This window comes from Enterobacter mori LMG 25706 (genome assembly GCF_000211415.1).
In the GTDB taxonomy this organism is placed as follows: domain Bacteria; phylum Pseudomonadota; class Gammaproteobacteria; order Enterobacterales; family Enterobacteriaceae; genus Enterobacter; species Enterobacter mori.
The window spans coordinates 46,159-68,877 of the sequence record NZ_GL890775.1 but is presented as its reverse complement, the minus strand read 5'-3'; the positions used below and the strand labels follow the sequence as shown (position 1 = coordinate 68,877).

General features: G+C 57.5%; 21 protein-coding genes. 4 read left to right on the top strand and 17 right to left on the bottom strand.

The features are described 5' to 3' along the window. Positions 1-35 precede the first annotated feature (35 nt). From crl to gpt, 3 genes are all read right to left on the bottom strand, one after another. Complete coding sequence (gene crl, locus ENTMO_RS0105380) at positions 36-437, bottom strand: sigma factor-binding protein Crl (RefSeq protein WP_010427905.1); 402 nt, start codon at positions 435-437, stop codon at positions 36-38. A 57-nt stretch (positions 438-494) separates the two neighbouring features. Continuing rightward, complete coding sequence (gene frsA, locus ENTMO_RS0105375) at positions 495-1,739, bottom strand: esterase FrsA (protein ID WP_010427904.1); 1,245 nt, start codon at positions 1,737-1,739, stop codon at positions 495-497. A gap of 104 nt (positions 1,740-1,843) precedes the next feature. Next, on the bottom strand, positions 1,844-2,302 hold the full coding sequence (gpt, locus tag ENTMO_RS0105370; RefSeq protein WP_010427903.1) for a xanthine phosphoribosyltransferase: 459 nt from the start codon (positions 2,300-2,302) through the stop codon (positions 1,844-1,846). A 257-nt stretch (positions 2,303-2,559) separates the two neighbouring features. Here gpt and pepD point away from each other — a divergent pair, with 257 nt between their 5' ends. After that, on the top strand, positions 2,560-4,017 hold the full coding sequence (gene pepD, locus ENTMO_RS0105365; protein ID WP_010427902.1) for a cytosol nonspecific dipeptidase: 1,458 nt from the start codon (positions 2,560-2,562) through the stop codon (positions 4,015-4,017). A 76-nt stretch (positions 4,018-4,093) separates the two neighbouring features. On the opposite strand, the gene dinB is transcribed toward pepD, so the two are convergent. From dinB to ENTMO_RS0105325, 8 genes are all read right to left on the bottom strand, one after another. Continuing rightward, positions 4,094-5,152: a DNA polymerase IV gene (gene dinB, locus ENTMO_RS0105360; protein ID WP_010427901.1), complete on the bottom strand. Its 1,059-nt coding sequence runs from the start codon at positions 5,150-5,152 to the stop codon at positions 4,094-4,096. 108 nt (positions 5,153-5,260) lie between these two features. Then, positions 5,261-5,461 (bottom strand): (Na+)-NQR maturation NqrM, encoded by a 201-nt coding sequence (gene nqrM / locus ENTMO_RS0105355; RefSeq protein ID WP_029484987.1) that lies wholly within the window; start codon positions 5,459-5,461, stop codon positions 5,261-5,263. A 2-nt stretch (positions 5,462-5,463) separates the two neighbouring features. Beyond that, positions 5,464-6,687 (bottom strand): NADH:ubiquinone reductase (Na(+)-transporting) subunit F, encoded by a 1,224-nt coding sequence (gene nqrF / locus ENTMO_RS0105350; protein ID WP_010427899.1) that lies wholly within the window; start codon positions 6,685-6,687, stop codon positions 5,464-5,466. Between the two features lie 10 nt (positions 6,688-6,697). Continuing rightward, positions 6,698-7,294, bottom strand: a complete 597-nt coding sequence (gene nqrE, locus ENTMO_RS0105345; RefSeq protein WP_003863217.1) for an NADH:ubiquinone reductase (Na(+)-transporting) subunit E — start codon at positions 7,292-7,294, stop codon at positions 6,698-6,700. A gap of 6 nt (positions 7,295-7,300) precedes the next feature. Continuing rightward, on the bottom strand, positions 7,301-7,939 hold the full coding sequence (locus ENTMO_RS0105340; RefSeq protein WP_010427895.1) for an NADH:ubiquinone reductase (Na(+)-transporting) subunit D: 639 nt from the start codon (positions 7,937-7,939) through the stop codon (positions 7,301-7,303). Beyond that, positions 7,932-8,726: a Na(+)-translocating NADH-quinone reductase subunit C gene (locus tag ENTMO_RS0105335; RefSeq protein ID WP_010427893.1), complete on the bottom strand. Its 795-nt coding sequence runs from the start codon at positions 8,724-8,726 to the stop codon at positions 7,932-7,934. Before ENTMO_RS0105335 ends, ENTMO_RS0105340 begins: the two co-directional genes overlap by 8 nt. Continuing rightward, positions 8,719-9,954 carry an NADH:ubiquinone reductase (Na(+)-transporting) subunit B gene (locus ENTMO_RS0105330; RefSeq protein ID WP_010427891.1) on the bottom strand — a complete coding sequence of 412 codons (1,236 nt, stop codon included), beginning with the start codon at positions 9,952-9,954 and terminating at the stop codon, positions 8,719-8,721. Before ENTMO_RS0105330 ends, ENTMO_RS0105335 begins: the two co-directional genes overlap by 8 nt. A gap of 2 nt (positions 9,955-9,956) precedes the next feature. After that, a complete protein-coding gene (locus ENTMO_RS0105325; protein ID WP_010427889.1) occupies positions 9,957-11,300 on the bottom strand; it encodes a Na(+)-translocating NADH-quinone reductase subunit A in 1,344 nt (447 codons plus the stop codon). A 299-nt stretch (positions 11,301-11,599) separates the two neighbouring features. Here ENTMO_RS0105325 and dpaA point away from each other — a divergent pair, with 299 nt between their 5' ends. Further along, positions 11,600-12,340: a peptidoglycan meso-diaminopimelic acid protein amidase gene (gene dpaA, locus ENTMO_RS0105320; RefSeq protein ID WP_010427887.1), complete on the top strand. Its 741-nt coding sequence runs from the start codon at positions 11,600-11,602 to the stop codon at positions 12,338-12,340. Here the strand turns inward: dpaA and ENTMO_RS0105315 are convergent. Both ENTMO_RS0105315 and lpcA read right to left on the bottom strand, forming a co-directional pair. Next, entirely contained in the window at positions 12,311-13,078 is a 768-nt protein-coding gene (locus tag ENTMO_RS0105315) for a class II glutamine amidotransferase (protein ID WP_010427885.1), read from the bottom strand. The two genes, dpaA and ENTMO_RS0105315, sit on opposite strands and share 30 nt — an antisense overlap. Positions 13,079-13,126: 48 nt before the next feature. Continuing rightward, the gene (gene lpcA / locus ENTMO_RS0105310; protein WP_010427884.1) at positions 13,127-13,705 is read right to left on the bottom strand and encodes a D-sedoheptulose 7-phosphate isomerase; all 579 of its coding nucleotides are present in this window, start codon (positions 13,703-13,705) and stop codon (positions 13,127-13,129) included. 239 nt (positions 13,706-13,944) lie between these two features. Between lpcA and fadE the strand changes: the two genes are divergently transcribed. After that, entirely contained in the window at positions 13,945-16,389 is a 2,445-nt protein-coding gene (gene fadE, locus ENTMO_RS0105305) for an acyl-CoA dehydrogenase FadE (protein WP_010427883.1), read from the top strand. A 108-nt stretch (positions 16,390-16,497) separates the two neighbouring features. Beyond that, positions 16,498-17,268: an amidohydrolase gene (locus tag ENTMO_RS0105300; protein ID WP_010427882.1), complete on the top strand. Its 771-nt coding sequence runs from the start codon at positions 16,498-16,500 to the stop codon at positions 17,266-17,268. Between the two features lie 487 nt (positions 17,269-17,755). On the opposite strand, the gene ENTMO_RS0105295 is transcribed toward ENTMO_RS0105300, so the two are convergent. The 4 genes from ENTMO_RS0105295 to ENTMO_RS0105280 are packed head-to-tail and all read right to left on the bottom strand — an operon-like array spanning position 17,756 to position 22,719. Then, positions 17,756-19,357 carry a gamma-glutamyltransferase family protein gene (locus ENTMO_RS0105295; RefSeq protein ID WP_010427881.1) on the bottom strand — a complete coding sequence of 534 codons (1,602 nt, stop codon included), beginning with the start codon at positions 19,355-19,357 and terminating at the stop codon, positions 17,756-17,758. A 9-nt stretch (positions 19,358-19,366) separates the two neighbouring features. After that, entirely contained in the window at positions 19,367-20,242 is an 876-nt protein-coding gene (locus ENTMO_RS0105290) for an ABC transporter permease (RefSeq protein ID WP_010427880.1), read from the bottom strand. 2 nt (positions 20,243-20,244) lie between these two features. Continuing rightward, positions 20,245-21,186 carry an ABC transporter permease gene (locus ENTMO_RS0105285; protein WP_008500268.1) on the bottom strand — a complete coding sequence of 314 codons (942 nt, stop codon included), beginning with the start codon at positions 21,184-21,186 and terminating at the stop codon, positions 20,245-20,247. A gap of 18 nt (positions 21,187-21,204) precedes the next feature. Beyond that, complete coding sequence (locus ENTMO_RS0105280; protein ID WP_010427878.1) at positions 21,205-22,719, bottom strand: ABC transporter substrate-binding protein; 1,515 nt, start codon at positions 22,717-22,719, stop codon at positions 21,205-21,207.

The following is a 22,719-nucleotide window of genomic DNA, read 5'->3' as shown; positions in this document are numbered from 1 at the left end:
CCCGGCCCTCTCCCACAGGGAGAGGGAGAAGACTATCAGGCGGTCAGCTTAACCGCCTCGCTGGAAAAATCATCCGCAGGCTCCAGCTTCAGATCCAGCGTTGCCAGCAGCGCGCTAGCCTTGCCGAGATACTCTTTCAGCGTATGCTCCAGGCGGTCGATCACTTCCTGATCTTTAATAGGTGCCGCTTGCCAGTAACCGTCTTTGTTAAACAGGCCAAACTGGTAGCTGTAGGTAAAGCGTTTTTCCTCTGCTTCCATTTCCATCCACCAGCCCCAGAATTCACGTTTTTCGGGTGCAGGCTTCACGTTGACGCAAACAGCCAGGCAGTCGAAAAAAAAGCGATTCTCTTCACACTGCTCTTCTCGAATATACGGGCCAAGAGCCATGAACTTCTTGATCAGTCTACTTTTCGGATGTCCACTCGGTAACGTCATTGCGATCTCCTTTTGTGAAGCCACTGTTTTACCAAACCATCAAAATTTAGCAATCTATTAACACAATCTCTGCGCGATCCAGCGTGTAATCTCTTTTAACGCCTTGTCAAAATTCTGATACACCGGGCTGAATGGCACTTCAAGCAACTTGCCATCCGAAGATGACGACGTGATTAAGCGAGACTCTTCTTCCGGACTGAACGGATCGTTTTTCCAGAAACCTGACAGCATCGGCGTTGGGCAGCGGCGTCCCAGCAACCCCTGCGTTTTTAACGAGTAACGATTGAGCTCAACGCGCAGCGCTTCGTCTGATGCATCATGCATGCCAAGACGACTGGCCAGCACATCAAGGTACATCTCCGGCACGCTGCCCTGACGGGCTGGATCGCTGAGCAGCGCGTGAACCACCGGGCCCAGGCAGGCCACAGCCTTCAGGCGCGAAGATTCAAGATAGGCCAGACGCACCGCAACGTTCGCCCCAAACCGGAAGCCAAAAGCCGCCACGCGGGTATGGTCAACCCAGGGAATATTCTCCAGTGCTTTAAGCGCATGCTGGTGCAACAGGCTCGAATCCTGAGTCAATTTCCACTTCGACGAGAAGCCAATAGAAGGCATGTCGAGCGTCAGCATCGCGATCCCTTTTGGTGCGAAGTAGCGCTCAAACAGGCTGTAATAATCAATTTGCAGGGAATCCAACCCACCGCACATCAGTACGGTCGGGAACGGGCCTTCGCCTTCCGGCATATGCAGGAACCCGGTGACGGGTGCGCCACCAGGAATGCTGAACTCAAGCTCGCGCATCTGGCCCGGCAAACGCTGCGCCGCCTCTTCATAAGCTCGGTTCGCCAGCGCCTGGGCCTGCTCCGCCAGTTCATCACCTTTCAGATGTGGATACGCGGCAATGGCGTAGAGATTGGCCGCATGCAGCCAGTGCTTGCCGCTGCGCGTGGCATCCTCTTCCTGGCTGGCTTTTTGCTGCCAGAGCATCGCCTGCTTCGACCATTCATAGATCCAGTTGCCGCCGCGATAGCCCACCACCGTATCGTAAAGCTCGCTGTCGGTCCGTTCAGATTCGCTCATGACGATACGCGCCTGCACGTCAAGGATTTCACGCGGATCGATACCGCGCCAGATCCACATCAGGCGGTTAATCATTCGATACCAGTGGGGCACGTTTTTACCGTCTAACGCAGACTGGACGGCAGGCATGGTCCCCGGATTAAACCGACGCGCCAGCGTCGACGTTTCAGGGTGTTTGAAACGCGGTTTAAAGAGAGTTTCGGTGAGATTCGCCTGCGTCATTGCGTTGCCTCCATGGATACGTCATATAACGTCCATTGTAACGCGTGGCAGGATAAAAAGAACAACGCCCGACATTGCCGGGCGTGTAAAGTTACGTACTGGGATTAACGGCCTGAAATAGGCGGTACGAAGACCACGCCCATATCCCATGGCTGTTCAATCCAGGTATCCTGCGGGATATCAATCACGTAATCGTCAACCAGTGGGCGACCCGCCGGTTTTGCGAAGATCGTGACGAAGTGCGCTTTTGGATACATTTCACGGATAGCCACCGCGGTACCACCGGTATCGACCAGATCGTCAATAACGATGAAGCCTTCACCGTCGCCTTCCGCGCGTTTCAGCACGGTCAGCTCGCGCTGGTTGTCGTGGTCATAGCTGGAGATACATACGGTATCGACATGACGAATACCCAACTCACGTGCCAGCAGCGCCCCCGGTACCAGACCGCCACGGCTGACGGCAATAATGCCTTTCCACTGTTCGGAAGGCATCAGACGCGCAGCCAGTTTGCGTGCGTGAATCTGCAACATGTCCCAGGTGACGACGTATTTTTCGCTCATGTGAAGTGTCCCAGCCTGTTTATATACGGCTTAAAAAAATGAGGGTGAACCAGGTTGCGCGAGATTATAGAGATCTGACGCACTAAAAACCAGTGTTTAGCGCCCCGAGCCTGAGTTTTTACATGCTTTATGCTACCCGCCATCGGAGAAAGTGGTATTCTCAGATGCATCTCGCAAGCCTGTCTTGTGGTAACTATTAACCTGCTAACCCTGTGACCTGCAACCCCGTTTGCAGCGCATCGACAAGGAGACTTATCGTGTCTGAACTGTCTCAATTATCTCCACAACCGCTGTGGGATATTTTTGCCAAAATCTGTTCCATTCCACACCCTTCCTACCATGAAGAACAGCTTGCCGAACACATTATGGGCTGGGCGAAGGAAAAAGGTCTGCATGCCGAGCGCGACCAGGTTGGCAACATTCTGATCCGCAAGCCTGCCACCGCAGGCATGGAAAACCGTAAACCGGTTGTGCTGCAGGCGCACCTGGACATGGTTCCGCAGAAAAACAACGACACCGTTCACGACTTCACTAAAGACCCGATTCAACCGTACATCGACGGCGAGTGGGTGAAAGCGCGCGGCACCACCCTGGGCGCGGATAACGGCATCGGTATGGCCTCTGCGCTGGCGGTGCTGGCCGACGACAGCGTTGAGCACGGTCCGCTGGAAGTGCTGCTGACCATGACCGAAGAAGCAGGCATGGACGGCGCGTTCGGTCTGCAGGCCAACTGGCTGCAGGCGGACATCCTGATCAACACCGACTCCGAAGAAGAAGGCGAGATCTACATGGGCTGCGCGGGCGGGATTGATTTCATTTCTACCCTGCCGCTGTCTCGTGAAGCGATTCCCGCGGGCTACCAGACCTTCAAGCTGACGCTGAAAGGGCTGAAAGGCGGCCACTCCGGCGGCGATATTCACCTGGGTCTCGGCAATGCCAATAAACTGCTGGCACGCTTCCTGGCGGGTCACGCGGCTGAGCTGGATCTGCGTCTGGTCGATTTCAACGGCGGTACGCTGCGTAACGCGATCCCACGTGAAGCCTTCGCCACCGTAGCAGTACCTGCGGCAAAAGCAGACGAGCTGAAAAAACTCTCCAGCGTTTATCTTGATATCCTGAAAAACGAACTTTCTGAGAAAGAGAAGAACCTGACCGTAGTGCTGGAATCCGTGACCACGGATAAAGCCGCGCTGACCGCACAGTCTCGTGACACCTTCGTTCAGCTGCTGAATGCGACGCCAAACGGCGTGATCCGCAACTCTGACGTCGCGAAAGGCGTGGTAGAAACCTCCCTGAACGTGGGCGTGGTGACCATGGGCGACGATAGCGCAGAGATCATCTGCCTGATCCGTTCCCTGATCGACAGCGGTAAAGAGTACGTGGTGAGCATGCTGGAGTCTCTGGGCACGCTGGCGGGCGCAAAAACCTCCGCGAAAGGCAGCTACCCGGGCTGGCAGCCGGACGCAAGCTCTCCGGTCATGGCACTGGTGCGTGAAACATACCAGCGTCTGTTCAACAGCACCCCGAACATTCAGGTTATCCACGCCGGTCTGGAATGCGGTCTGTTCAAGAAGCCGTATCCTGACATGGACATGGTGTCTATCGGGCCAACCATCACCGGTCCGCACTCACCGGATGAGCAGGTTCATATCGAAAGCGTCGGCCATTACTGGACGCTGCTGACCGAGCTGCTGAAAGCGATTCCTGCGAAGTAATACCCTCACCCCGGCCCTCTCCCTATGGGAGAGGGTGAAAAACGCAGGCCCGGTAAGCGTAGCGCACCGGGCTTTTTTACAATCCCAATACCAGCTGTCGTTCCAGCTGCGGGTCCAGCAGCGTGACGTGCAATCCCACCAGCCTCACCCCTCGCCCGCCCCGGCGCTCTTCCCATGCCTTTTTTGCGGTCGCAATCAGATCGTCTTTATTCAGACGCGGCCAGACGTGTTCCTGCGTGGTCTGCTGGAAATCGTTGAATTTTAGCTTGATGCCCTGACGGGCGATCAGCAGGTCCGGCTTCACCTTGGTTAAGCGTCGCTCCAGCTCAGGGTAAAGCTGTTCCGTGATAATGGCCTCGCACTCGGACCAGTCATGAATATCTTCAATGAGGGTGCGCTCAACGCCGACGGATTTCCGTAGCCGTTCGCTGTTCACATCGCGATCGTCAATGCCCTGACTGCGCTCCCACAGCACGCGACCAAACTTTCCAAAGCGCTTAAGCAGCATGGCGAGATCGCTTCGCTGCACGTCTTCGCAGGTGCGCAACCCCATGCTTTCCAGCTTTGCGGCGGAGACTTTCCCCACGCCGGGTATTTTGCCAAGCGGTAGGGTTTTCAAAAATGCAGGCACCTCTTCAGGGGTGATGACGTACTGACCGTTGGGTTTATTTAAATCTGAAGCAATTTTAGCGAGGAATTTAACGGGCGCGACGCCCGCCGATGCGGTCAGATTCAGCTCGTTGAATATCGTCTGGCGGATCTCCTGGGCCATCAACGTGGCGGAGCCGTGGCAATGCACGCTGTCGGTCACATCCAGATAGGCTTCGTCCAGCGACAGCGGTTCTATCAGTGAGGTGTAGCGGGAGAAGATTTCCCGAATATGAATTGAGGCCTCTTTATAAGCATCAAACCGACCGGGCAGGAGCGTGAGATGAGGGCAAAGCTTTAAGGCCATCGCCGTCGGCATGGCGCTGCGCACACCAAATTTGCGCGCGGGATAGTTGGCGGTGCTGATCACACCGCGCTGCACGCGGCTGCCGCCAATGGCGATGGGAATATCCCGCAGCGCCGGGTTGTCACGCATCTCCACTGCGGCAAAAAAGCAGTCCATATCGACATGGATTATTTTGCGCATAGTAAGCCCTCACTTATAACTGGATAAGTATACAGTAAATAAATGAGGATTGAGAAGCAGATGTGAAAACGCCGGGTGGCGGCTTTGCCTTACCTGGCCTACATACACTTAAATAATGCGCTGCTGCTCGCGGGCCATTCTTTTTTTCCGCGCATCGCACGGTTCCGGGCAGTCGCACACCTTTTCCATCCCAAGAGATGAAATACCGCCACAGCTGCCCTGAATGCTTTTACGCTTGATGATCCAGCCTAACGACATGCCGAGCACCACCAGCACAAAGACGGCAAAGGTCGCCAGAAACGTCAGCATCATCAGCCTCCAAAATCATCAAGCATGATGTTCTCATCTTCGACGCCAAGATCTTTAAGCATTTTAATGACGGCGGCGTTCATCATCGGCGGACCACACATATAGAACTCGCAGTCTTCCGGTGCCGGGTGCTGTTTGAGGTAGTTTTCGTACAGCACGTTGTGGATGAAGCCCGTATAGCCCGTCCAGTTATCTTCCGGCTGCGGATCGGAAAGCGCCACGTGGAAGGTAAAGTTAGGGTTCTCACGCGCCAGCTGTTCAAACTCGTCGTCGTAGAACATCTCGCGCAGAGAGCGTGCCCCGTACCAGAAGCTGATTTTACGCTTGCTGCTTAGACGTTTGAGCTGGTCAAAAATGTGCGAGCGCATCGGGGCCATACCGGCACCGCCGCCGATAAAGACCATTTCCGCGTCGGTATCTTTGGCAAAGAACTCACCGAACGGACCGGAGATCGTCACTTTGTCGCCTGGCTTAAGGGACCAGATATACGACGACATCACGCCCGGCGGTGCATTCGGCACATTCGGCGGCGGCGTGGCGATACGCACGTTGAGCATGATAATGCCCTTCTCTTCCGGATAGTTAGCCATGGAGTAAGCACGCAACGTCGGCTCTTTTACTTCGGAAACAAAGCGGAAGAGATTGAATTTGTCCCAGTCGGCCCGATACTCCTCGGGCACGTCGAAGTCGGCATACGCCACGGTGTGCGCCGGACAATCAATCTGGATATACCCGCCCGCGCGGAACGGAACGCTCTCCCCTTCAGGGACACGCAGCTTAAGCTCTTTAATGAACGTGGCTTTGTTATCGTTAGAGATAACTTCGCACTCCCATTTTTTGACGCCGAAGATCTCTTCTGGCAGCTCAATCTTCATGTTCTGGCGCACCGCGACCTGGCAGGCGAGACGGCAGCCCTCTTTCGCTTCACGCTTCGTGATATGGGACAGTTCAGTAGGCAGGATATCACCGCCGCCCTCTTTCGCCGTCACACGGCACTGCCCGCATGAGCCACCGCCGCCGCAGGCTGACGAGACAAAGATCCCATTGCCCGAGAGCGTATTGAGCAGTTTGTCCCCTGCCGGGGTACGGATCTGATTTTGCGGGTCATCGTTGATATCAATAATGACATCACCGGCGTTCACCAGCTTCGCACGCGCCGCCAGAATCAGCCCTGACAGCACCAGAACAATCAGCGTGAACATCACCACGCCAAGAATAATTTCCATCTGTTAGCCCTTATAGCTGCACACCGGAGAAGGACATAAAGCCCAACGCCATCAGGCCGGTGGTGATAAAGGTGATCCCTAAGCCGCGCAGACCCGCAGGCACGTTGGCATATTTCATTTTTTCGCGGATCCCCGCCATGGTCACAATCGCCAGCATCCAGCCGATGCCGGAACCGAAGCCATAGACCACGGATTCGCTGAAGTTGTAATCGCGCTGAACCATAAACGAGACGCCGCCGAAGATGGCGCAGTTCACCGCGATCAGCGGCAGGAAGATCCCCAGCGCGTTGTACAGCGACGGGAAATACTTATCGAGGATCATCTCAAGGATTTGCACCAACGCCGCGATCACGCCGATAAAGGTGATGAAGTTGAGGAAGCTGAGATCGACCCCTTCCACCAGCGCGCCGTCCCGCAGCACGAAGTTGAACACCAGGTTGTTAATCGGAACCGAAAGCCCCAACACAACGGTGACTGCCACGCCCAGGCCAAATGCCGTGGAGACCTTTTTAGACACGGCAAGAAATGTACACATGCCGAGGAAAAACGCGAGCGCCATGTTTTCAACAAACACCGCGCGCACAAATAAACTCAGGTAATGAGCCATTGTCGGTTACTCCTTTTCCTGCTGTTCAGGCTTCAACGTACGAATCAGCCAGATCAGCAAACCGATAATGAAAAATGCGCTTGGCGCGAGCAGGAACAGGCCGTTCGGCAGATACCAGCCGCCGTTCTGCACCGTTTCCAGCACCGTGATGCCAAACAGCTTGCCGCTGCCAATCAGCTCACGCAGGAACCCTACCGTCAGCAGGATCACGCCGTAGCCGAGGCCGTTGCCGATACCGTCCATAAAGCTCGCGAGCGGCGGCATCTTCATGGCGTAAGCTTCTGCGCGGCCCATCACGATACAGTTGGTGATAATCAACCCGACAAACACCGAAAGCTGCTTCGAGGTTTCGTAGGCAAAAGCGCGCAGCAGCTGATCGACCACGATCACCAGCGAGGCGATAATCGCCATCTGCACGATGATCCTCACGCTGTTGGGGATGTGGTGGCGGATCATCGAGATAAACATGCTGGAAAACGCCGTAACCAGCGTGACCGCCAGCGTCATCACCACCGCCGTTTCCAGCTTGGTCGTCACCGCCAGGGCTGAGCAGACACCCAGCACCTGCAGCGTGATCGGGTTATTGGCGAGCAGCGGGCCAATGAGCACCTTTTTGACTTCTTTCAGTTCACCCGTATCAGCCATTATTCAGCGCTCCTTCACGTACGTTTTTCAGGAAAGGACCAAAGCCAAGTTCGCCCATCCAGAAATCAAAACTGTGCTGCACCCCGTTTGAGGTGAGCGTCGCCCCTGAAAGGCCGTCAACGGCGTAGTCGTCACCCGGACGTGCCGCCCCTTTCATCACCTTCAGCGCGGGCTGACCGCTATCGTCGAGCACTTTCTTGCCAACAAACTGCGCGCGCCAGTTAGGGTTTTCCACTTCGCCACCCAACCCCGGCGTTTCGCCCTGATCGTAATAGGTAATGCCTTTGACCGTGCGGCCATCGGTATCCAGTGCCACAAAGGCATACATCATTGACCACAGCCCGTTGCCGTAGATTGGCAAAACCACTTCCTGTACGCGTTTTTGCTCGTCACGCACCAGGTAGATCTCCGCGATGTTGCTGCGGCGCTTTATACCTGCCGGATCCTGCGATGCGTCAAGCACGGTGCTCATCTGCGGATCTTTCAGCGCCAGCGCCTGGTTATACTTCGCCGGGTCTTTATCCATCAGCTCACCCGTTTTTAGATCCACCAGCCGCGCGGTGATACGTTCGGCAAACACGTCTGCGACGTCGTCCTTCGTCATGCCTTCCTGCATCAGCCCGGCCACGGCGAGAATGTTACGCTGTTTATCCAGCGCGCGTTGCTCCTGCTGCAGCGGTTTTAACCCCACGGCAGAACCCGCAACCACGATGGAACAGACCAGACACAGTACCAGCACCACCAGCAGCGTTTTGCTGATGCTGTCGTTATTTTTAACCTCAGCCACGCGCCTTCCTCCGCTTAATGTTGGCGCGCACGACCAGATAGTCGAACAGCGGCGCAAACAGGTTGGCAAACAGAATGGCCAACATCATCCCTTCCGGATAGGCCGGGTTGACCACGCGAATCAGGACGCACATCACGCCGATCAGCACGCCGTAGCTCCATTTACCCTTATCGGTAAACGACGCCGAGACGGGATCGGTCGCCATGAACATCATGCCAAACGCAAAGCCTCCCAGCACCAGGTGCCAGTACCACGGCATGGAGAACATCGGGTTAGTGCTTGAACCAATGAGATTGAACAGCGTGGCGGTAAGCACCATGCCGAGCATGACGCCTGCGACGATGCGCCAGGAGGCCACGCGACCAAAGAGAATGATTGCGCCACCAAGCAAAATCATCAGCGTAGAGACTTCCCCGATGGAACCCGGAATGTTGCCTGTAAAGGCATCGAACCAGGTGACCGGCTGGCCGGTAGCATTGTTAACCAGCGTTTCGCCACCGCCTGCCGCCCACTGGGAAAGCGGCGTCGCGCCGGAGAAACCGTCGGCTGCCGTCCACACCAGGTCACCGGAGATCTGCGCCGGGTAAGCAAAGAACAGGAACGCACGCCCCGCCAGCGCCGGGTTGAGGAAGTTGCGTCCGGTCCCGCCGAAGATCTCTTTGGCAATCACCACGCCAAAGCTGATCCCCATCGCCGCCTGCCAGAGCGGCAGCGTTGGTGGAACAATCAGGGCAAACAGAATGGAAGTAACAAAGAAGCCTTCGTTGATCTCATGTTTGCGAATAATGGCAAACAGCACTTCCCAGAAGCCGCCCACGATAAAGACTGTGATATAGATTGGCAGGAAGAAGACCGCGCCCAGCGTCATCATACTCAGCCAGCCCGCGTCGGCCGCAAAGCTTACCCCCAGCGACTGCGCCAGGCGGTAATGCCAGTCGGACTGGATCACCTGCGCCAGCTGCTGTGCATCATACATGTGGTGCAGTGCCGGAATGGTCTGCAAGCCGACGTTGTACATGCCCCAGAACATGGCCGGGAAGACCGCAAACCACACCAGGATCATCATTCGCTTGAGATCGATGGCATCGCGCACGTGCGCCGCCCCTTTCGTCACCAGCCCCGGCGTGTAGAAAATGGTCGTTGTCGCTTCATAAAGCGGGTAGGACTTTTTGAGCTTCCCTTCGGTAAAGTGCGGCTCAATTTTTTCAAAGAGGTGTTTTAAGCCCATCGTTATCCTTCCTGCTCAATGCGGGTTAACACCTCGCGCAATACGGGTCCGTATTCGTATTTGCCTGGACACACATAGGTACAGAGCGCCAGATCTTCTTCGTCCAGCTCCAGGCAGCCCAGCGCCTGCGCACCGTCGGTATCGCCAGCAAGGAGATCGCGCAGCAGCACGGTAGGCAGAATATCCAGCGGCATCACGCGCTCGTAGTTACCAATGGGTACCATCGCACGCTCACCGCCGTGGGTGCTGGTGGAGAAGTTGAAAAGCTTATGGCGCAGGAAGTGACCCAGCGTGGTGCGGGTTACGGAGTATTTTTCTGCACCAGGCAGAACCCAGCCGAACAGCTCTTTCTCACGCCCTTCCTGAACGATGCTCACCTGCAGATGGAAGCGCCCTAGATAAGCCTGAGCGCCAACGGCATGGCGGCCACTGAGTACCGAACCGGAAATCAGGCGGTTATCACCCGCTTTTGTTTCATCGGTCAGCAGCTCATTGATATCTGCACCTTGTAGCGTCTTCACCAGACGTGGGTTTGTCGCCTGCGGTCCACCAATGGCGATCGTGCGTTCTGCACACAGCTCACCCGTGGTAAAGAGCATACCTATGGCAATTACGTCCTGATAATTCAGATGCCAGACCTGTTTTGCCAGACTCACCGGTTCAAGGAAGTGGATGTGTGTGCCAACCAGCCCCGCCGGATGCGGGCCAGAAAATTCATTAAACGTTACCTGCCCCTGCGGATGGCCGCCAAGCTTGCCGCCGCTCGCCTGGCAGACATGAACCTTCCCGGGCGTCAGGCGCGTTAAAAGGGTCAACCCGGCATCAAACGCCTTGCGCTGCGCCAGGATAATAGGCTGCGGATCCGCACTGAGCGGATTGGTGTCGATGGCGGTAACGAAAATAGCCGCCGGTACGGTTCCCGGAACCGGTGACTTGCTAAAGGGGCGCGTGCGAAGTGACGTCCACAACCCCGACGCCAGCAGCTGCGCCTGCACGGATTCGCGGCTGAGTGTCGCGAGGTCGGCCACATCAAAACGCGCAAACTCGCGCTGCTCATCGCCTTCAAGACGGATCACAACGGATTGCAGCACGCGGCGTTCACCGCGATGAATCGCCACAACGGTGCCGCTGGCCGGGGCCGTAAACAAGACGCCCGGATTTTTTTTATCCTCGAAGAGCGCCTGGCCTTTTATGACGCGATCGCCCTCTTGCACCAGCATCGCCGGGCGCATCCCCACATAATCGTCGCCCAAAATCGCGACATGACGAATGCTGGCCCCTTGCGCAACGTGCTGATCGGGCACACCGGAAATAGGCAGATCAAGTCCTTTTCTTATTCTAAACATGTAGTTAGCAGGTATCCATGAACAACAATCCAGAGGGGGTAAAGTGTACCATTTTCGTCCTAAAGGGGGCAGAGGATCCGCCTCCTGACGCGCCAAAATGCGAGCTATTACGCAAAGTTCCTGGAGTCAGGGCGATTTGAATGGGTTATAAAGTAAAACTAATTTGTAAACACAAAGGTTGGCTCTTGCGAAAATCTTTATCGGTGCTAATGTGAGCGCTCCTGTCCAGATTAATCTGATTTCGGGTCTCTTTTGCCGTCCTGGCAATTTGGTCATGGTTTTATCAAGGAACTAGTAGTATGCGTAAAATCGCATTGTTCATTGCGATGCTTCTGATGCCGTGCATGTCGTTTGCCGGACTGCTCAGCAGTAATAGCTCAACGACACCGGTTAGCAAAGAATATAAACAACAGCTGATGGGATCCCCGGTTTATATTCAAATCTTCAAGGAAGAACGCACTCTCGATCTGTTTGTGAAAATGGGCGAGACATATCAGCTGCTTGATAGTTACAAAATTTGTAACTACTCCGGCGGTCTGGGGCCAAAACAGCGTCAGGGCGATTTCAAAAGTCCGGAAGGGTTTTACAACGTTCAGCGTAATCAGCTAAAACCTGACAGCCGCTTCTATAAGGCCATTAACATCGGCTTCCCGAATGCCTATGACCGTGCACACGGTTATGAAGGTAAATACCTGATGATCCACGGTGCCTGCGTGTCTGTCGGCTGTTATGCGATGACCGACTCCGGCATTGATGAGATTTTCCAGTTCGTCACGGGCGCGCTGGTCTTTGGGCAGCCTAACGTACAGGTCAGCATCTATCCGTTCCGCATGACGGACGCCAACATGGCGCGTCACAAGTACTCCTACTACGCGGATTTCTGGAAACAGCTGAAGCCAGGTTACGACTACTTTGAGCAGACCCGCAAGCCACCGGTGGTCTCTATCGTCGATGGCCGTTACGTGGTCAGCAAGCCGCTGAGCCACGAAGTCGTCCACCCGCAGCTGGCGTCAAATTACACGGTCCCCGAGACAAAATAGTACCCACTCGCCTGGCATAATCTTTTGCCAGGTTTCGTTGCCCGTTAGCGGCTGCGTAGCAATGACGGTGACCACATCGTTCGGTGTGGTCTCCTTCTGAAAGTCTATCTCCACATCCTGATCGAGCAGCGTCGCAACGCCAAACGGCGCGCGGCGGGTGATCCAGAACAGATTCGTTGAGCAGAATGCCATCACGTAGCGCCCGTCAGAAAGCAGCATGTTGAACACGCCTTTTTCACGCAGTTCAGACGCCAGCGTCGCGATATATTTGAACACGGCGGCCATGTTGCCGGGCGTGCGCGGATAGCGCTCCGTCAGCTTGTGCAGCAGCCAGCAGAAGGCTTTTTCGCTGTCCGTTTCGCCGACCGGGCGGAAGTTGCCCGTCTCCAGCGACTTATATCCCGTAAGCTGCCCGTTGTGCGCGTAGGTCCAGTTACGGCCCCACAGTTCACGGGTAAACGGATGGGTATTTTCCAGCGCCACTTCGCCGCGGTTTGCCTGACGGATGTGGGCGATCACCGAGCGGGACTTGATGGGGTAGTCCTGCACCAGTTTGGCAATCGGTGAGTTGAAGCTGGGCTGTGGATCTTTGAACGTGCGACACCCTTTGCCTTCGTAGAAGGTGATGCCCCAGCCGTCTTTATGCGGCCCGGTTCCTCCACCGCGCTGAACCAGCCCGGTGAAACTAAAGCAGATATCGGTTGGCACATTAGCGCTCATCCCGAGCAGTTCGCACATACAACACCCCCACAACAGCGGGGGGCACCGGTGCCCCCCAGCGAAGTCTTACTTAACCATCTCTTTTTCGATCAGTTGAATCAGGATATGGATCACTTTGATGTGAATTTCCTGAATACGGTCAGCATAACCGAAGTGCGGAACGCGGATTTCAACGTCCGCTGTACCGTCCATCTTACCGCCATCTTTACCTGTCAGGGTGATGACTTTCATCCCTTTTTCACGCGCGGCGGCGATCGCTTTGATCACGTTGCCGGAGTTGCCAGAGGTCGAAATCCCCAGCAGCACGTCGCCTTCACGGCCTACCGCTTCAACGTAGCGGGAGAAGATGTGGTCGTAACCGAAGTCGTTGCCTACGCAGGAGATGTGGCTCACGTCGGAAATCGCAATCGCCGGATAGCCCGGACGGTTTTCGCGATAGCGTCCGGTCAGCTCTTCGGCGAAGTGCATGGCGTCACAGTGGGAGCCACCGTTACCGCAGGAGAGCACTTTGCCACCGGCTTTGAAGCTGTCGGCCAGCAGGACCGCTGCGCGCTGAATAGCGTGAATATTGGCATCATCTTTCAGAAAGTTCGCCAGCGTTTCCGCCGCTTCGTTCAGTTCGTTACGAATAAGATCCTGGTACATGAGGATAATCCTTCAGTATTGATGAAATAACACAGTGGAGTGTACCGGATAGCGTCAAAAGCGAGAAGCTAAAGCCATGCGAATCGTCCGGCGTTTTGTTTTTTCGTGCCGACGAAAACGCGAACAATGTGAACCAGGTTGTAATTATTTTGTAAACACATTGCTAAAGGAATTTACATCAACTACAACCATATCATCACAAGTGGTCAGACCTCCTACAAGCAAGGGAGCTTTTCTTTATGATGATTTTGAGCATTCTCGCAACCGTTGTACTGCTCGGTGTGCTGTTCTATCACCGCGTAAGTTTATTCCTGAGCAGCCTGATTCTTCTGGCCTGGACGGCTGCGCTTGGCGTCGCAGGTCTCTGGAATATCTGGCTTTTAGTCCCTCTCGCCATCATTCTTCTGCCGTTTAACCTGGCACCGATGCGTAAGTCGATGATCTCCGCGCCGGTGTTTAAAGGCTTCCGCAAAGTGATGCCGCCAATGTCACGCACTGAGAAAGAAGCGATTGATGCGGGCACCACCTGGTGGGAAGGCGATCTGTTCCAGGGCAACCCGGACTGGAAAAAGCTGCACAACTATCCGCAGCCGCGTCTGACCGCTGAAGAGCAGGCCTTTATTGACGGCCCGGTGGAAGAAGCGTGCCGCATGGCAAACGATTTTGCCATCACCCATGAAATGGCCGATCTGCCGCCAGAGCTGTGGGCATATCTGAAAGAACATCGCTTCTTCGCGATGATCATCAAGAAAGAGTACGGCGGTCTGGAGTTCTCCGCTTACGCTCAGGCTCGCGTCCTGCAAAAGCTGGCGGGCGTTTCCGGGATCCTGGCGATTACCGTTGGCGTGCCTAACTCCTTAGGCCCGGGCGAACTGCTGCAGCACTACGGTACTGAAGAGCAGAAAGATCACTACCTGCCGCGTCTGGCACGCGGTCAGGAAATCCCTTGCTTCGCGCTGACCAGCCCGGAAGCGGGCTCCGATGCAGGCGCGATCCCGGATACCGGCGTGGTCTGCATGGGCGAATGGCAGGGCGAACAGGTGCTGGGCATGCGCCTGACCTGGAACAAGCGTTATATCACCCTGGCGCCTATCGCCACCGTACTGGGTCTGGCCTTTAAGCTCTCTGACCCGGAAAAACTGCTGGGCGGCGATGAAGATCTGGGCATTACCTGTGCGCTGATCCCAACCTCTACCCCAGGCGTTGAAATTGGTCGTCGTCACTTCCCGCTGAACGTGCCGTTCCAGAACGGTCCAACCCGCGGCCAGGATATCTTCGTACCGATTGACTACATCATCGGCGGTCCGAAAATGGCCGGTCAGGGCTGGCGTATGCTGGTGGGATGTCTGTCAGTGGGCCGCGGCATTACCCTGCCGTCGAACTCAACCGGCGGTCTGAAGTCGGTCGCGATGGGGATTGGTGCGTACGCGCACATCCGCCGTCAGTTCAAAATCTCCATCGGCAAGATGGAAGGTATCGAAGAACCGCTGGCGCGTATCGCGGGCAATGCCTACGTGATGGATGCCGCTGCTTCTCTGATTACCTACGGCATTATGCTGGGGGAAAAACCGGCCGTGCTGTCCGCGGTTGTGAAGTACCACTGTACCCACCGCGCGCAGCAGTCGATCATTGACGCGATGGATATTGCAGGCGGTAAAGGCATTATGCTCGGCGAAGGCAACTTCCTGGCGCGCGGCTATCAGGGCGCACCGATTGCCATTACCGTGGAAGGGGCAAACATCCTGACCCGCAGCATGATGATCTTCGGTCAGGGCGCAATTCGCTGCCATCCGTACGTGCTGGAAGAGATGGCCGCTGCGCAGAACAACGACGTGGATGCCTTCGATAAGCTGCTGTTCAAACATATCGGTCACGTGGGCAGCAACAAGGTGCGCAGCTTCTGGCTGGGCCTGACGCGCGGCCTCACCAGCGCGACGCCGACCGGCGATGCGACCAAACGTTACTACCAGCATCTGAACCGACTGAGTGCCAACCTGGCTCTGCTGTCTGACGTCTCCATGGCGGTGCTGGGCGGAAGCCTGAAGCGTCGCGAACGTATCTCCGCCCGTCTGGGTGATGTGCTGAGCCAGATCTTCCTGGCCTCGGCGGTCCTGAAGCGCTACGACGACGAAGGCCGTCAGGAAGCAGATCTGCCGCTGGTGCACTGGGGCGTGCAGGATGCGATGTATCAGGCTGAACAGGCGATTGACGACCTGCTGGCGAACTTCCCGAACCGCTTCGTGGCGGGTGCCCTGCGCGCGGTGATCTTCCCGACCGGTCGTCACCATCTGGCACCGTCCGACAAGCTGGACCACAAGGTGGCGAAGATCCTGCAGGTACCGAGCGCAACCCGCTCCCGTATCGGTCGTGGTCAGTATCTTGAGCCGACGCCGCATAACCCGGTGGGACTGCTGGAAGAGGCGCTGCGGGACGTGATGGCCGCCGATCCGATTCACCAGAAGATCTGTAAACAGCTGGGCAAAAACCTGCCGTTTACCCGTCTGGACGAACTGGCAAAACAGGCGCTTGCCGGTGGCATTATCAATAAAGATGAAGCCGCTCTGCTGGTAAAAGCCGAAGAGAGCCGTCTGCGCAGTATTAACGTGGATGATTTCGAACCGGACGAGCTGGCGACGCAGCCGGTAAAGCTCCCGGAGAAGCACCGCAAACCTGAAGCGGCATAACGCGTTTCGCTTGTATAAACCCCGCCTCGCGCGGGGTTTTTTATTGCCACATTTTCTCGTAATGACGTGCTACAGTGTCAAAAAGCGGTCTTTTGAGGAGTCTGTATCGTGCCTGGTTTGAAGATTTCGATTTTGCAGCAACCTTTAGTGTGGATGGATGGCCCCGCCAACCTGCGCCACTTTGATCGTCAACTGGAAGAGATTACCGGGCGTGATGTGATTGTCCTGCCGGAGATGTTCACTACGGGTTTTGCCATGGAAGCGGCGAAACAGTCGATGCCGCAGGACGAGGTGGTCGCCTGGATGCAGACCAAAGCGCAGGAGACCAACGCGCTCATTGCCGGTAGCGCCGCGCTACAAACCGAACGCGGACCGGTGAACCGCTTCCTGCTGGTTGAGCCGGAAGGGAAAGTGCATTTTTATGACAAACGCCACCTGTTCCGTATGGCGGATGAGCACCATCACTATGAAGCGGGTAACGAACGCGTGGTGTTCGAGTGGCGCGGCTGGCGTATTTTGCCGCTGGTCTGCTACGACCTGCGCTTCCCGGTGTGGTCGCGCAACCGTAACGATTACGACCTGGCGCTGTATGTCGCCAACTGGCCTGCGCCCCGCTCCCTGCACTGGCAGACACTGCTGGCGGCGCGCGCGATTGAGAACCAGGCGTACGTGGTGGGCTGTAACCGCGTGGGAACGGACGGCAACGGGCATCACTACCGCGGCGACAGCCGGGTGGTGAATCCGCAGGGTGAGATTATCGCTACCGCCGAGCCGCACCAGGCGACGCGTATTGATGCGGAGCTGTCGTTGACGGCGCTGAAGGAGTACCGGGAGAAGTTTCCGGCATGGCAGGATGCGGATCCGTTTAGCATTGGTTGAAATTTTCCCCTCACCCCGCCCCTCTCCCAAAGGGTTGAGGGATCCCCGGTAATTTTTTTAACCGGAAGCGGTGAATGTTGCTTCAGGAAAATGGATAGCTTACAGCGATGCCCTGGTCCGGCTGTAAATCGCCGAGGCGTTTCCGTAAGGCCGGGGCGAGGCGCAGGGATGCGCCGAGAGGGCGTGGCCTGCAGGGATGCAGGCTCATGCCCGACCCGATAGCCTGAAGGAATAAGCTGAGGGAACCGCGAAGCGGCGATTTACCGCCGGGAGCCCGGGTAGCCAGGGTGGTGGCGATTGAGCCACCCTGGCACGTTCACCGGTCATGTCGTTACAGAGTAGCAAGGAACATAAAGTGAACGGAATGACCACCACAGCCGTATGTTCCCCCTCACCCCAGCCCTCTCCCTCAAGGGAGAGGGGGTCGTCCGTGCAGGCATTATTTTGTGGGGAACTCTCACCCCAAAGGGAGAGGGAGGATAAAACATTAACTCACCAACGCCTGCCCGTCTTTACGGCTTTCCGTCGCGGCCACGTAGTGCCCTTCCGGCAGGCGATAGATCACCTGCGCCCCGCCAAAGTTGTAATCCTGCAGCGGATCTTCCACCACGATCTGATGCCCGCGTTCGCGCAGCGCGGCAATCGTATTGCGATCGAACGTTGATTCAACGATCACCTCCCTGCCCTGCACCACGCGCCAGCGCGGGGCGTCAATCGCCGCCTGCGGGTTTTGTCCGTGCAGCATAATGCGCAGCGCCATCTGCATGTGCCCCTGCGCCTGCATAGGGCCGCCCATCACGCCAAAGGACATCAGCGGCTGGCCGTTGCCGTCCATCGCAAAGCCTGGAATGATGGTGTGGAACGGGCGCTTGCTGCCCGCCAGCGCGTTCGGGTGATGTGGATCCAGCACAAACCCGCAGCCCCGGTTTTGCAGGCTGATCCCTGTGTCCGGCACCACAATGCCTGATCCAAAGCCCATATAGTTGGACTGAATAAACGAGACCATCATCCCGCTGGCGTCGGCAGTGCTGATGTAGACCGTGCCGCTCTGCGTCGGGGAGCCGTAGACAAAATCAGAGGCTTTATCGTGGTCGATAAGCGCGGCGCGCGACTTCAGATAATGGTCGCTCAGCAGCTCTTTCGCCGCGAACGCCATGTGTTCTTCATCCGCCACGTAGCGGTCGAGATCCGCCAGCGCCAGCTTCATCGCCTCGATGGAGAGATGAAGAGACTGCACGGAATCCGGATGATGCTTCTCAATGCCGCACTGCTCAAGAATGCCGAGCGCAATCAGCGTGGCGATCCCCTGGCCGTTTGGCGGCAGCTCCTGCACCGAACCGCCCGCGAAGTCGCGCGACAGCAGCTCAACCCAGTCCACGCGATGGTTTGCCAGGTCCTCTTCGGTCAGATGCGCGCCGTGTTCTTTAGCAAAGGCGGCGATTTTCTGCGCCAGCTCGCCGCGGTAAAAGGCGTCGCCGTTGGTTTTAGCAATCAGCTCCAGCGAGTTCGCCTGCGCCGGGTTACGGAAGATTTCCCCCACGCGCGGGGCGCGGCCTTCCGGCGCGAAGCAGGCGCTGAAGCCCGGCTGATCTTTCAGCTTGTTATAGCCGCGCTGCCAGAGATGACCAATCAGCGGGGAGACCGGGAAACCGTTGCGCGCATAGTCAATGGCGGGCTGCGCCAGCGTGGTCAGCGGCAGCGTGCCGAAGCGTTCCGCCAGTGCGACCCAGCCGGATACCGCACCCGGCACGGTCACCGCGTCCCAGCCGATTTCCGGCACCGCGGTTTTACCGGCAAACAGATCCGCATGCCAGCTCGCAGGCGAACGACCGGACGCGTTCAGACCGTGCAGCTTTTCACCGTCCCAGACGATGGCAAAGGCGTCGCTGCCGATCCCGTTGCCGGTCGGCTCAACCACCGTCAGCGCCATCGCGGTGGCAATGGCCGCATCGACGGCATTCCCGCCCAGCTGCAGCATCTTCATGCCTGCCTGTGCCGCCAGCGGCTGCGATGTCGCAACCGCGTTATGGCCCAGCATCGGCGGGCGTCGTGAAGCGTAACTGGACGTAAAATCAAGCGCTTTGGTCATCATGACTCCTTAGTCGTGGCGCGGATCGAGCGCATCGCGCAGCCCGTCGCCGAGTAAATTAAAGCCCTGCACGGCAAGGAAAATCGCCACGCCGGGGAACACGGACATCCACGGCGCCTGCTCAAGAAACCCTTTCGCGGTGTTGAGCATGGACCCCCAGGACGGATTGGGCGGCTGCTGTCCCAGTCCTAAAAACGACAGGCTGGCTTCGGCGATAATCGCCGTGGCAATCGCCAGCGTGGCCTGCACCAGGATCGGTGACATCACGTTTGGCAGGACGTATTTAATGATGATCCAGCGATCCGGCAGGCCAATCGCCCGCGCGCCGTCGATGTACTCTTCGTTGCGAATGGCGATCACCTGGCCGCGCGTCAGGCGGGCGAAGATCGGCATCGCCGAAAGACCGATGGCGATCATCGCGTTGGTCAGGCTCGGGCCCAAAAATGCCCCCAGCGCGATCGCCATGATCAGGAACGGACAGGCCAGCAGCGCCTCGATAAAGCGCGAGATCACCCCGTCCCACATCTTCTGGAAGTAGCCCGCCACCAGCCCCAGCGGCACGCCGATAACCACCGCAATCACCACCGACATACAGCCCGCCATCAGCGAGGTGCGCGCCCCCCAGATAATGCGGGATAAAATGTCGCGCCCCAGCTCGTCGGTGCCGAACCAGTACATCGCCGACGGCGCTTTGCGCACCGCCAGGAAGTTGGCTTTAACCGGGTCGAACGGGGCGATCCACGGTGCCAGCAGCGCCACCAGCACAAAGAACCCCACTACCACCGCGCCAATCACCGCGCTTTTATTGCCGAGGAATTTCTTCAGCACCCGGTTCTGCGCGCGCGGCAGCGCGGGGGCAACGGTTTGCGTTGTCAGTTCCGCCATGGTTAACCTCGCATTTTCGGGTTGATAAGGACGTAGAGCACGTCGGCCAGCAGGTTGAGCATCAGGAAGCCAATCGCCACGATCAACACCACGCCCTGCACCACCGCGTAGTCACGGTTAAATACCGAGTCGACGATCATCTTGCCGAAGCCCGGAATGGTGAAGACCTGCTCGGTCAGCACCGCGCCGCCCAGCAGCTCGCCGAACAGCAGCGTGGTGAGGGTGATCACCGGCACCAGCGCGTTGCGGAACGCGTGCTTCAGGATCACCGCCTTCGGCAGCAGCCCTTTCGCCCGCGCGGTGCGAATGTAGTCCGCCTTCAGTACCGCAATCATCGAGGCGCGGGTGTGGCGCATCAGCGTTGCCGCGAGCCCCGTTCCGAGCACGGACGCGGGCAGCAGCAGCGTGCGCAGGTTCTGGAGCGGATCTTCACTGAACGGCACATAGCCGGAGGCAGGCAGCCACTGCAGGTTCACCGAAAAGACCAGAATCAGCAGGATCCCCAGCCAGAAGTGCGGGATCGAGATCCCCGAGATCGCCACGAAGTTCGCCCCGTGATCGACCCAGCTGTTTTTGTTCACCGCCGCAAGGATCCCCATGCTGATGCCAAACACCAGCGCGATAATCATCGCCAGCAGCGACAGCTCTAGCGTAACCGGCAGCTTGCTGGCGATCAGCTGCGTCACCGGTTCGTGCGTGCGTAAGGAGACGCCCAGATCGCCCTGCAGCGCCCGCGTCAGCCAGTGGAAATACTGCACGGGGATCGGCGCATCGAGGTTCAGCTCCGCGCGCAGCTGGGCGATGACGGCCGGATCGCGCTCCTCCCCGGCCATGGCGATCAGCGGGTCGCCGGGCAGCAGCTTTTGCAGCCCGAACACCATCATGCTCACCAGCAATAGCGTCGGGACGGCCAGCAGCAGACGTTTGCAAATCAGTTCCAGCATGGGTTCTCCTCAGGACGTTTATTTCGCCAGCGTCAAACCGGCCAGACGCACGATGCCGTCCGGGTACGGCTTAAAGCCCTGCACGCTTTTGTTCAGGCCAAAAATGCGCGGCTCGAAGTAGAGGTAGGCAATCGGCATATCAGTCTGGAGCTGCTTCACCACCTTGTCGTACAGCGGCTGGCGTGCGGCCTGGTCGGGGCTCTGGCGCGCCTGGGTCAGCCATTCATCAACCTGCGCGTTGCTGTAGCGGCCGTCGTTAAGCGTGCCTTTGCTGTTGATAAAGCCGTAGATGCTGCCGTCCGGATCCGGGCGTCCCGACCAGCCGGAGAAGCTCAGCTGATAGTCACCGCTCTGCTGGCGATCCAGCAGCGTGGCAAATTCGGTCATCTGCAGGTTCAGGGTGAAACCGGCCTCGGCGACCATCGCCTGCAATACCTGACCCACCTGCTGCGAGGTTGGGTTGTTTGGCACCAGCAGGTTGACGGTCAGCGGCGCGGTGATGCCTGCCGCTTTCAGCAGCGCTTTGGCTTTGTCGACGTCACGCGGCGGGACCGGCAGGTTAACGTGATACGGGCTGACCGGTGAAAACGCCTGGTTGGCCGGGGTGTAGAGCCCCTCAAAGACCACCTGGTTTAACGCAGCGCGGTCGATGGCCTGAGAAAACGCCTCGCGCACGCGAGCGTCCTTGAACGGATCGTTCGCCGGTACCTTGCCGTTGTTGATATTGAAGGTGATGCCCTGATAGCCCAGACCGGTCACCTTCGCCAGCGCCAGCTTGCTGTCGGCTTCGACGGTTTTAACGTCGCTGGCGGCGATGCCTTCGGTCAGATCAAGATCGCCCGCGCGGAGGTTCGCGAGGCGCACGGAGGCATCCGGGATCGGCAGATAGATAATTTTGTCGAAGTGGTAAACGCCTTTGTTCCAGTAGTTGTCGAAGCGGGTCAGAACGATGCGGTCCTGGGACACACGGCTGTCGAATTTATACGGGCCGGAGCAGACCGGGTGGGCGGCAAAGTCAGGCTTTTTCGCCGCTTCAGGTGCCATCATTGCCCCGGCGCGGTCGGTGAGCTGCATCAGCAGCGCGGCATCCGGCGTTTTCAGGTGCAGCGCAATCTGCATCGGGCCGGTGACCTCGACCGATTCAACGGAGGAGATCTCGCTTTTACGCAGGGAGCCTTTCAGGGTCAGGGCGCGGTCGAGATTGTATTTTGCGGCGGCGGCATCGAATTTCTCACCGTCGTGGAAGGTCACGCCGTCGCGCAGATTGAGCGTCAGGGTTTTACCGTCCTCGCTCCACGCCCAGTCTTTAGCCAGACCGGGGACAACCTTCAGGTTTTCATCCACGTCCACCAGCCTGTCGCAGAGAGAGGCAAAGACGAAGCGGCCATAGTAGGTGCGCGCCAGATGCGGGTCGAGCATGTCCGGGTCAGCGCCCAGACCGATTCGCAGCACGCTTTCAGAATGGGCGGGCAGCGCCGCGCCAAGCAACATAACACTTCCCAGTACGGTCAAAAGAGAATTACGCATTGTCAT

Excerpts from the sequence above, each read along its gene's own strand:
- fadE (WP_010427883.1), top strand. The coding sequence starts at position 13,945 with ATGATGATTTTGAGCATTCTCGCAACCGTTGTACTGCTCGGTGTGCTG.
- lpcA (WP_010427884.1), bottom strand. The coding sequence starts at position 13,705 with ATGTACCAGGATCTTATTCGTAACGAACTGAACGAAGCGGCGGAAACG.
- crl (WP_010427905.1), bottom strand. The coding sequence starts at position 437 with ATGACGTTACCGAGTGGACATCCGAAAAGTAGACTGATCAAGAAGTTC.
- ENTMO_RS0105340 (WP_010427895.1), bottom strand. The coding sequence starts at position 7,939 with ATGGCTGATACGGGTGAACTGAAAGAAGTCAAAAAGGTGCTCATTGGC.
- nqrM (WP_029484987.1), bottom strand. The coding sequence starts at position 5,461 with ATGCTGACGTTTCTGGCGACCTTTGCCGTCTTTGTGCTGGTGGTGCTC.
- dpaA (WP_010427887.1), top strand. The coding sequence starts at position 11,600 with ATGCGTAAAATCGCATTGTTCATTGCGATGCTTCTGATGCCGTGCATG.
- ENTMO_RS0105325 (WP_010427889.1), bottom strand. The coding sequence starts at position 11,300 with ATGTTTAGAATAAGAAAAGGACTTGATCTGCCTATTTCCGGTGTGCCC.
- gpt (WP_010427903.1), bottom strand. The coding sequence starts at position 2,302 with ATGAGCGAAAAATACGTCGTCACCTGGGACATGTTGCAGATTCACGCA.
- ENTMO_RS0105290 (WP_010427880.1), bottom strand. The coding sequence starts at position 20,242 with ATGGCGGAACTGACAACGCAAACCGTTGCCCCCGCGCTGCCGCGCGCG.
- ENTMO_RS0105295 (WP_010427881.1), bottom strand. The coding sequence starts at position 19,357 with ATGACCAAAGCGCTTGATTTTACGTCCAGTTACGCTTCACGACGCCCG.
- nqrE (WP_003863217.1), bottom strand. The coding sequence starts at position 7,294 with ATGGCTCATTACCTGAGTTTATTTGTGCGCGCGGTGTTTGTTGAAAAC.
- dinB (WP_010427901.1), bottom strand. The coding sequence starts at position 5,152 with ATGCGCAAAATAATCCATGTCGATATGGACTGCTTTTTTGCCGCAGTG.
- ENTMO_RS0105330 (WP_010427891.1), bottom strand. The coding sequence starts at position 9,954 with ATGGGCTTAAAACACCTCTTTGAAAAAATTGAGCCGCACTTTACCGAA.
- ENTMO_RS0105285 (WP_008500268.1), bottom strand. The coding sequence starts at position 21,186 with ATGCTGGAACTGATTTGCAAACGTCTGCTGCTGGCCGTCCCGACGCTA.
- frsA (WP_010427904.1), bottom strand. The coding sequence starts at position 1,739 with ATGACGCAGGCGAATCTCACCGAAACTCTCTTTAAACCGCGTTTCAAA.
- nqrF (WP_010427899.1), bottom strand. The coding sequence starts at position 6,687 with ATGGAAATTATTCTTGGCGTGGTGATGTTCACGCTGATTGTTCTGGTG.
- ENTMO_RS0105280 (WP_010427878.1), bottom strand. The coding sequence starts at position 22,719 with ATGACAATGCGTAATTCTCTTTTGACCGTACTGGGAAGTGTTATGTTG.
- ENTMO_RS0105315 (WP_010427885.1), bottom strand. The coding sequence starts at position 13,078 with ATGTGCGAACTGCTCGGGATGAGCGCTAATGTGCCAACCGATATCTGC.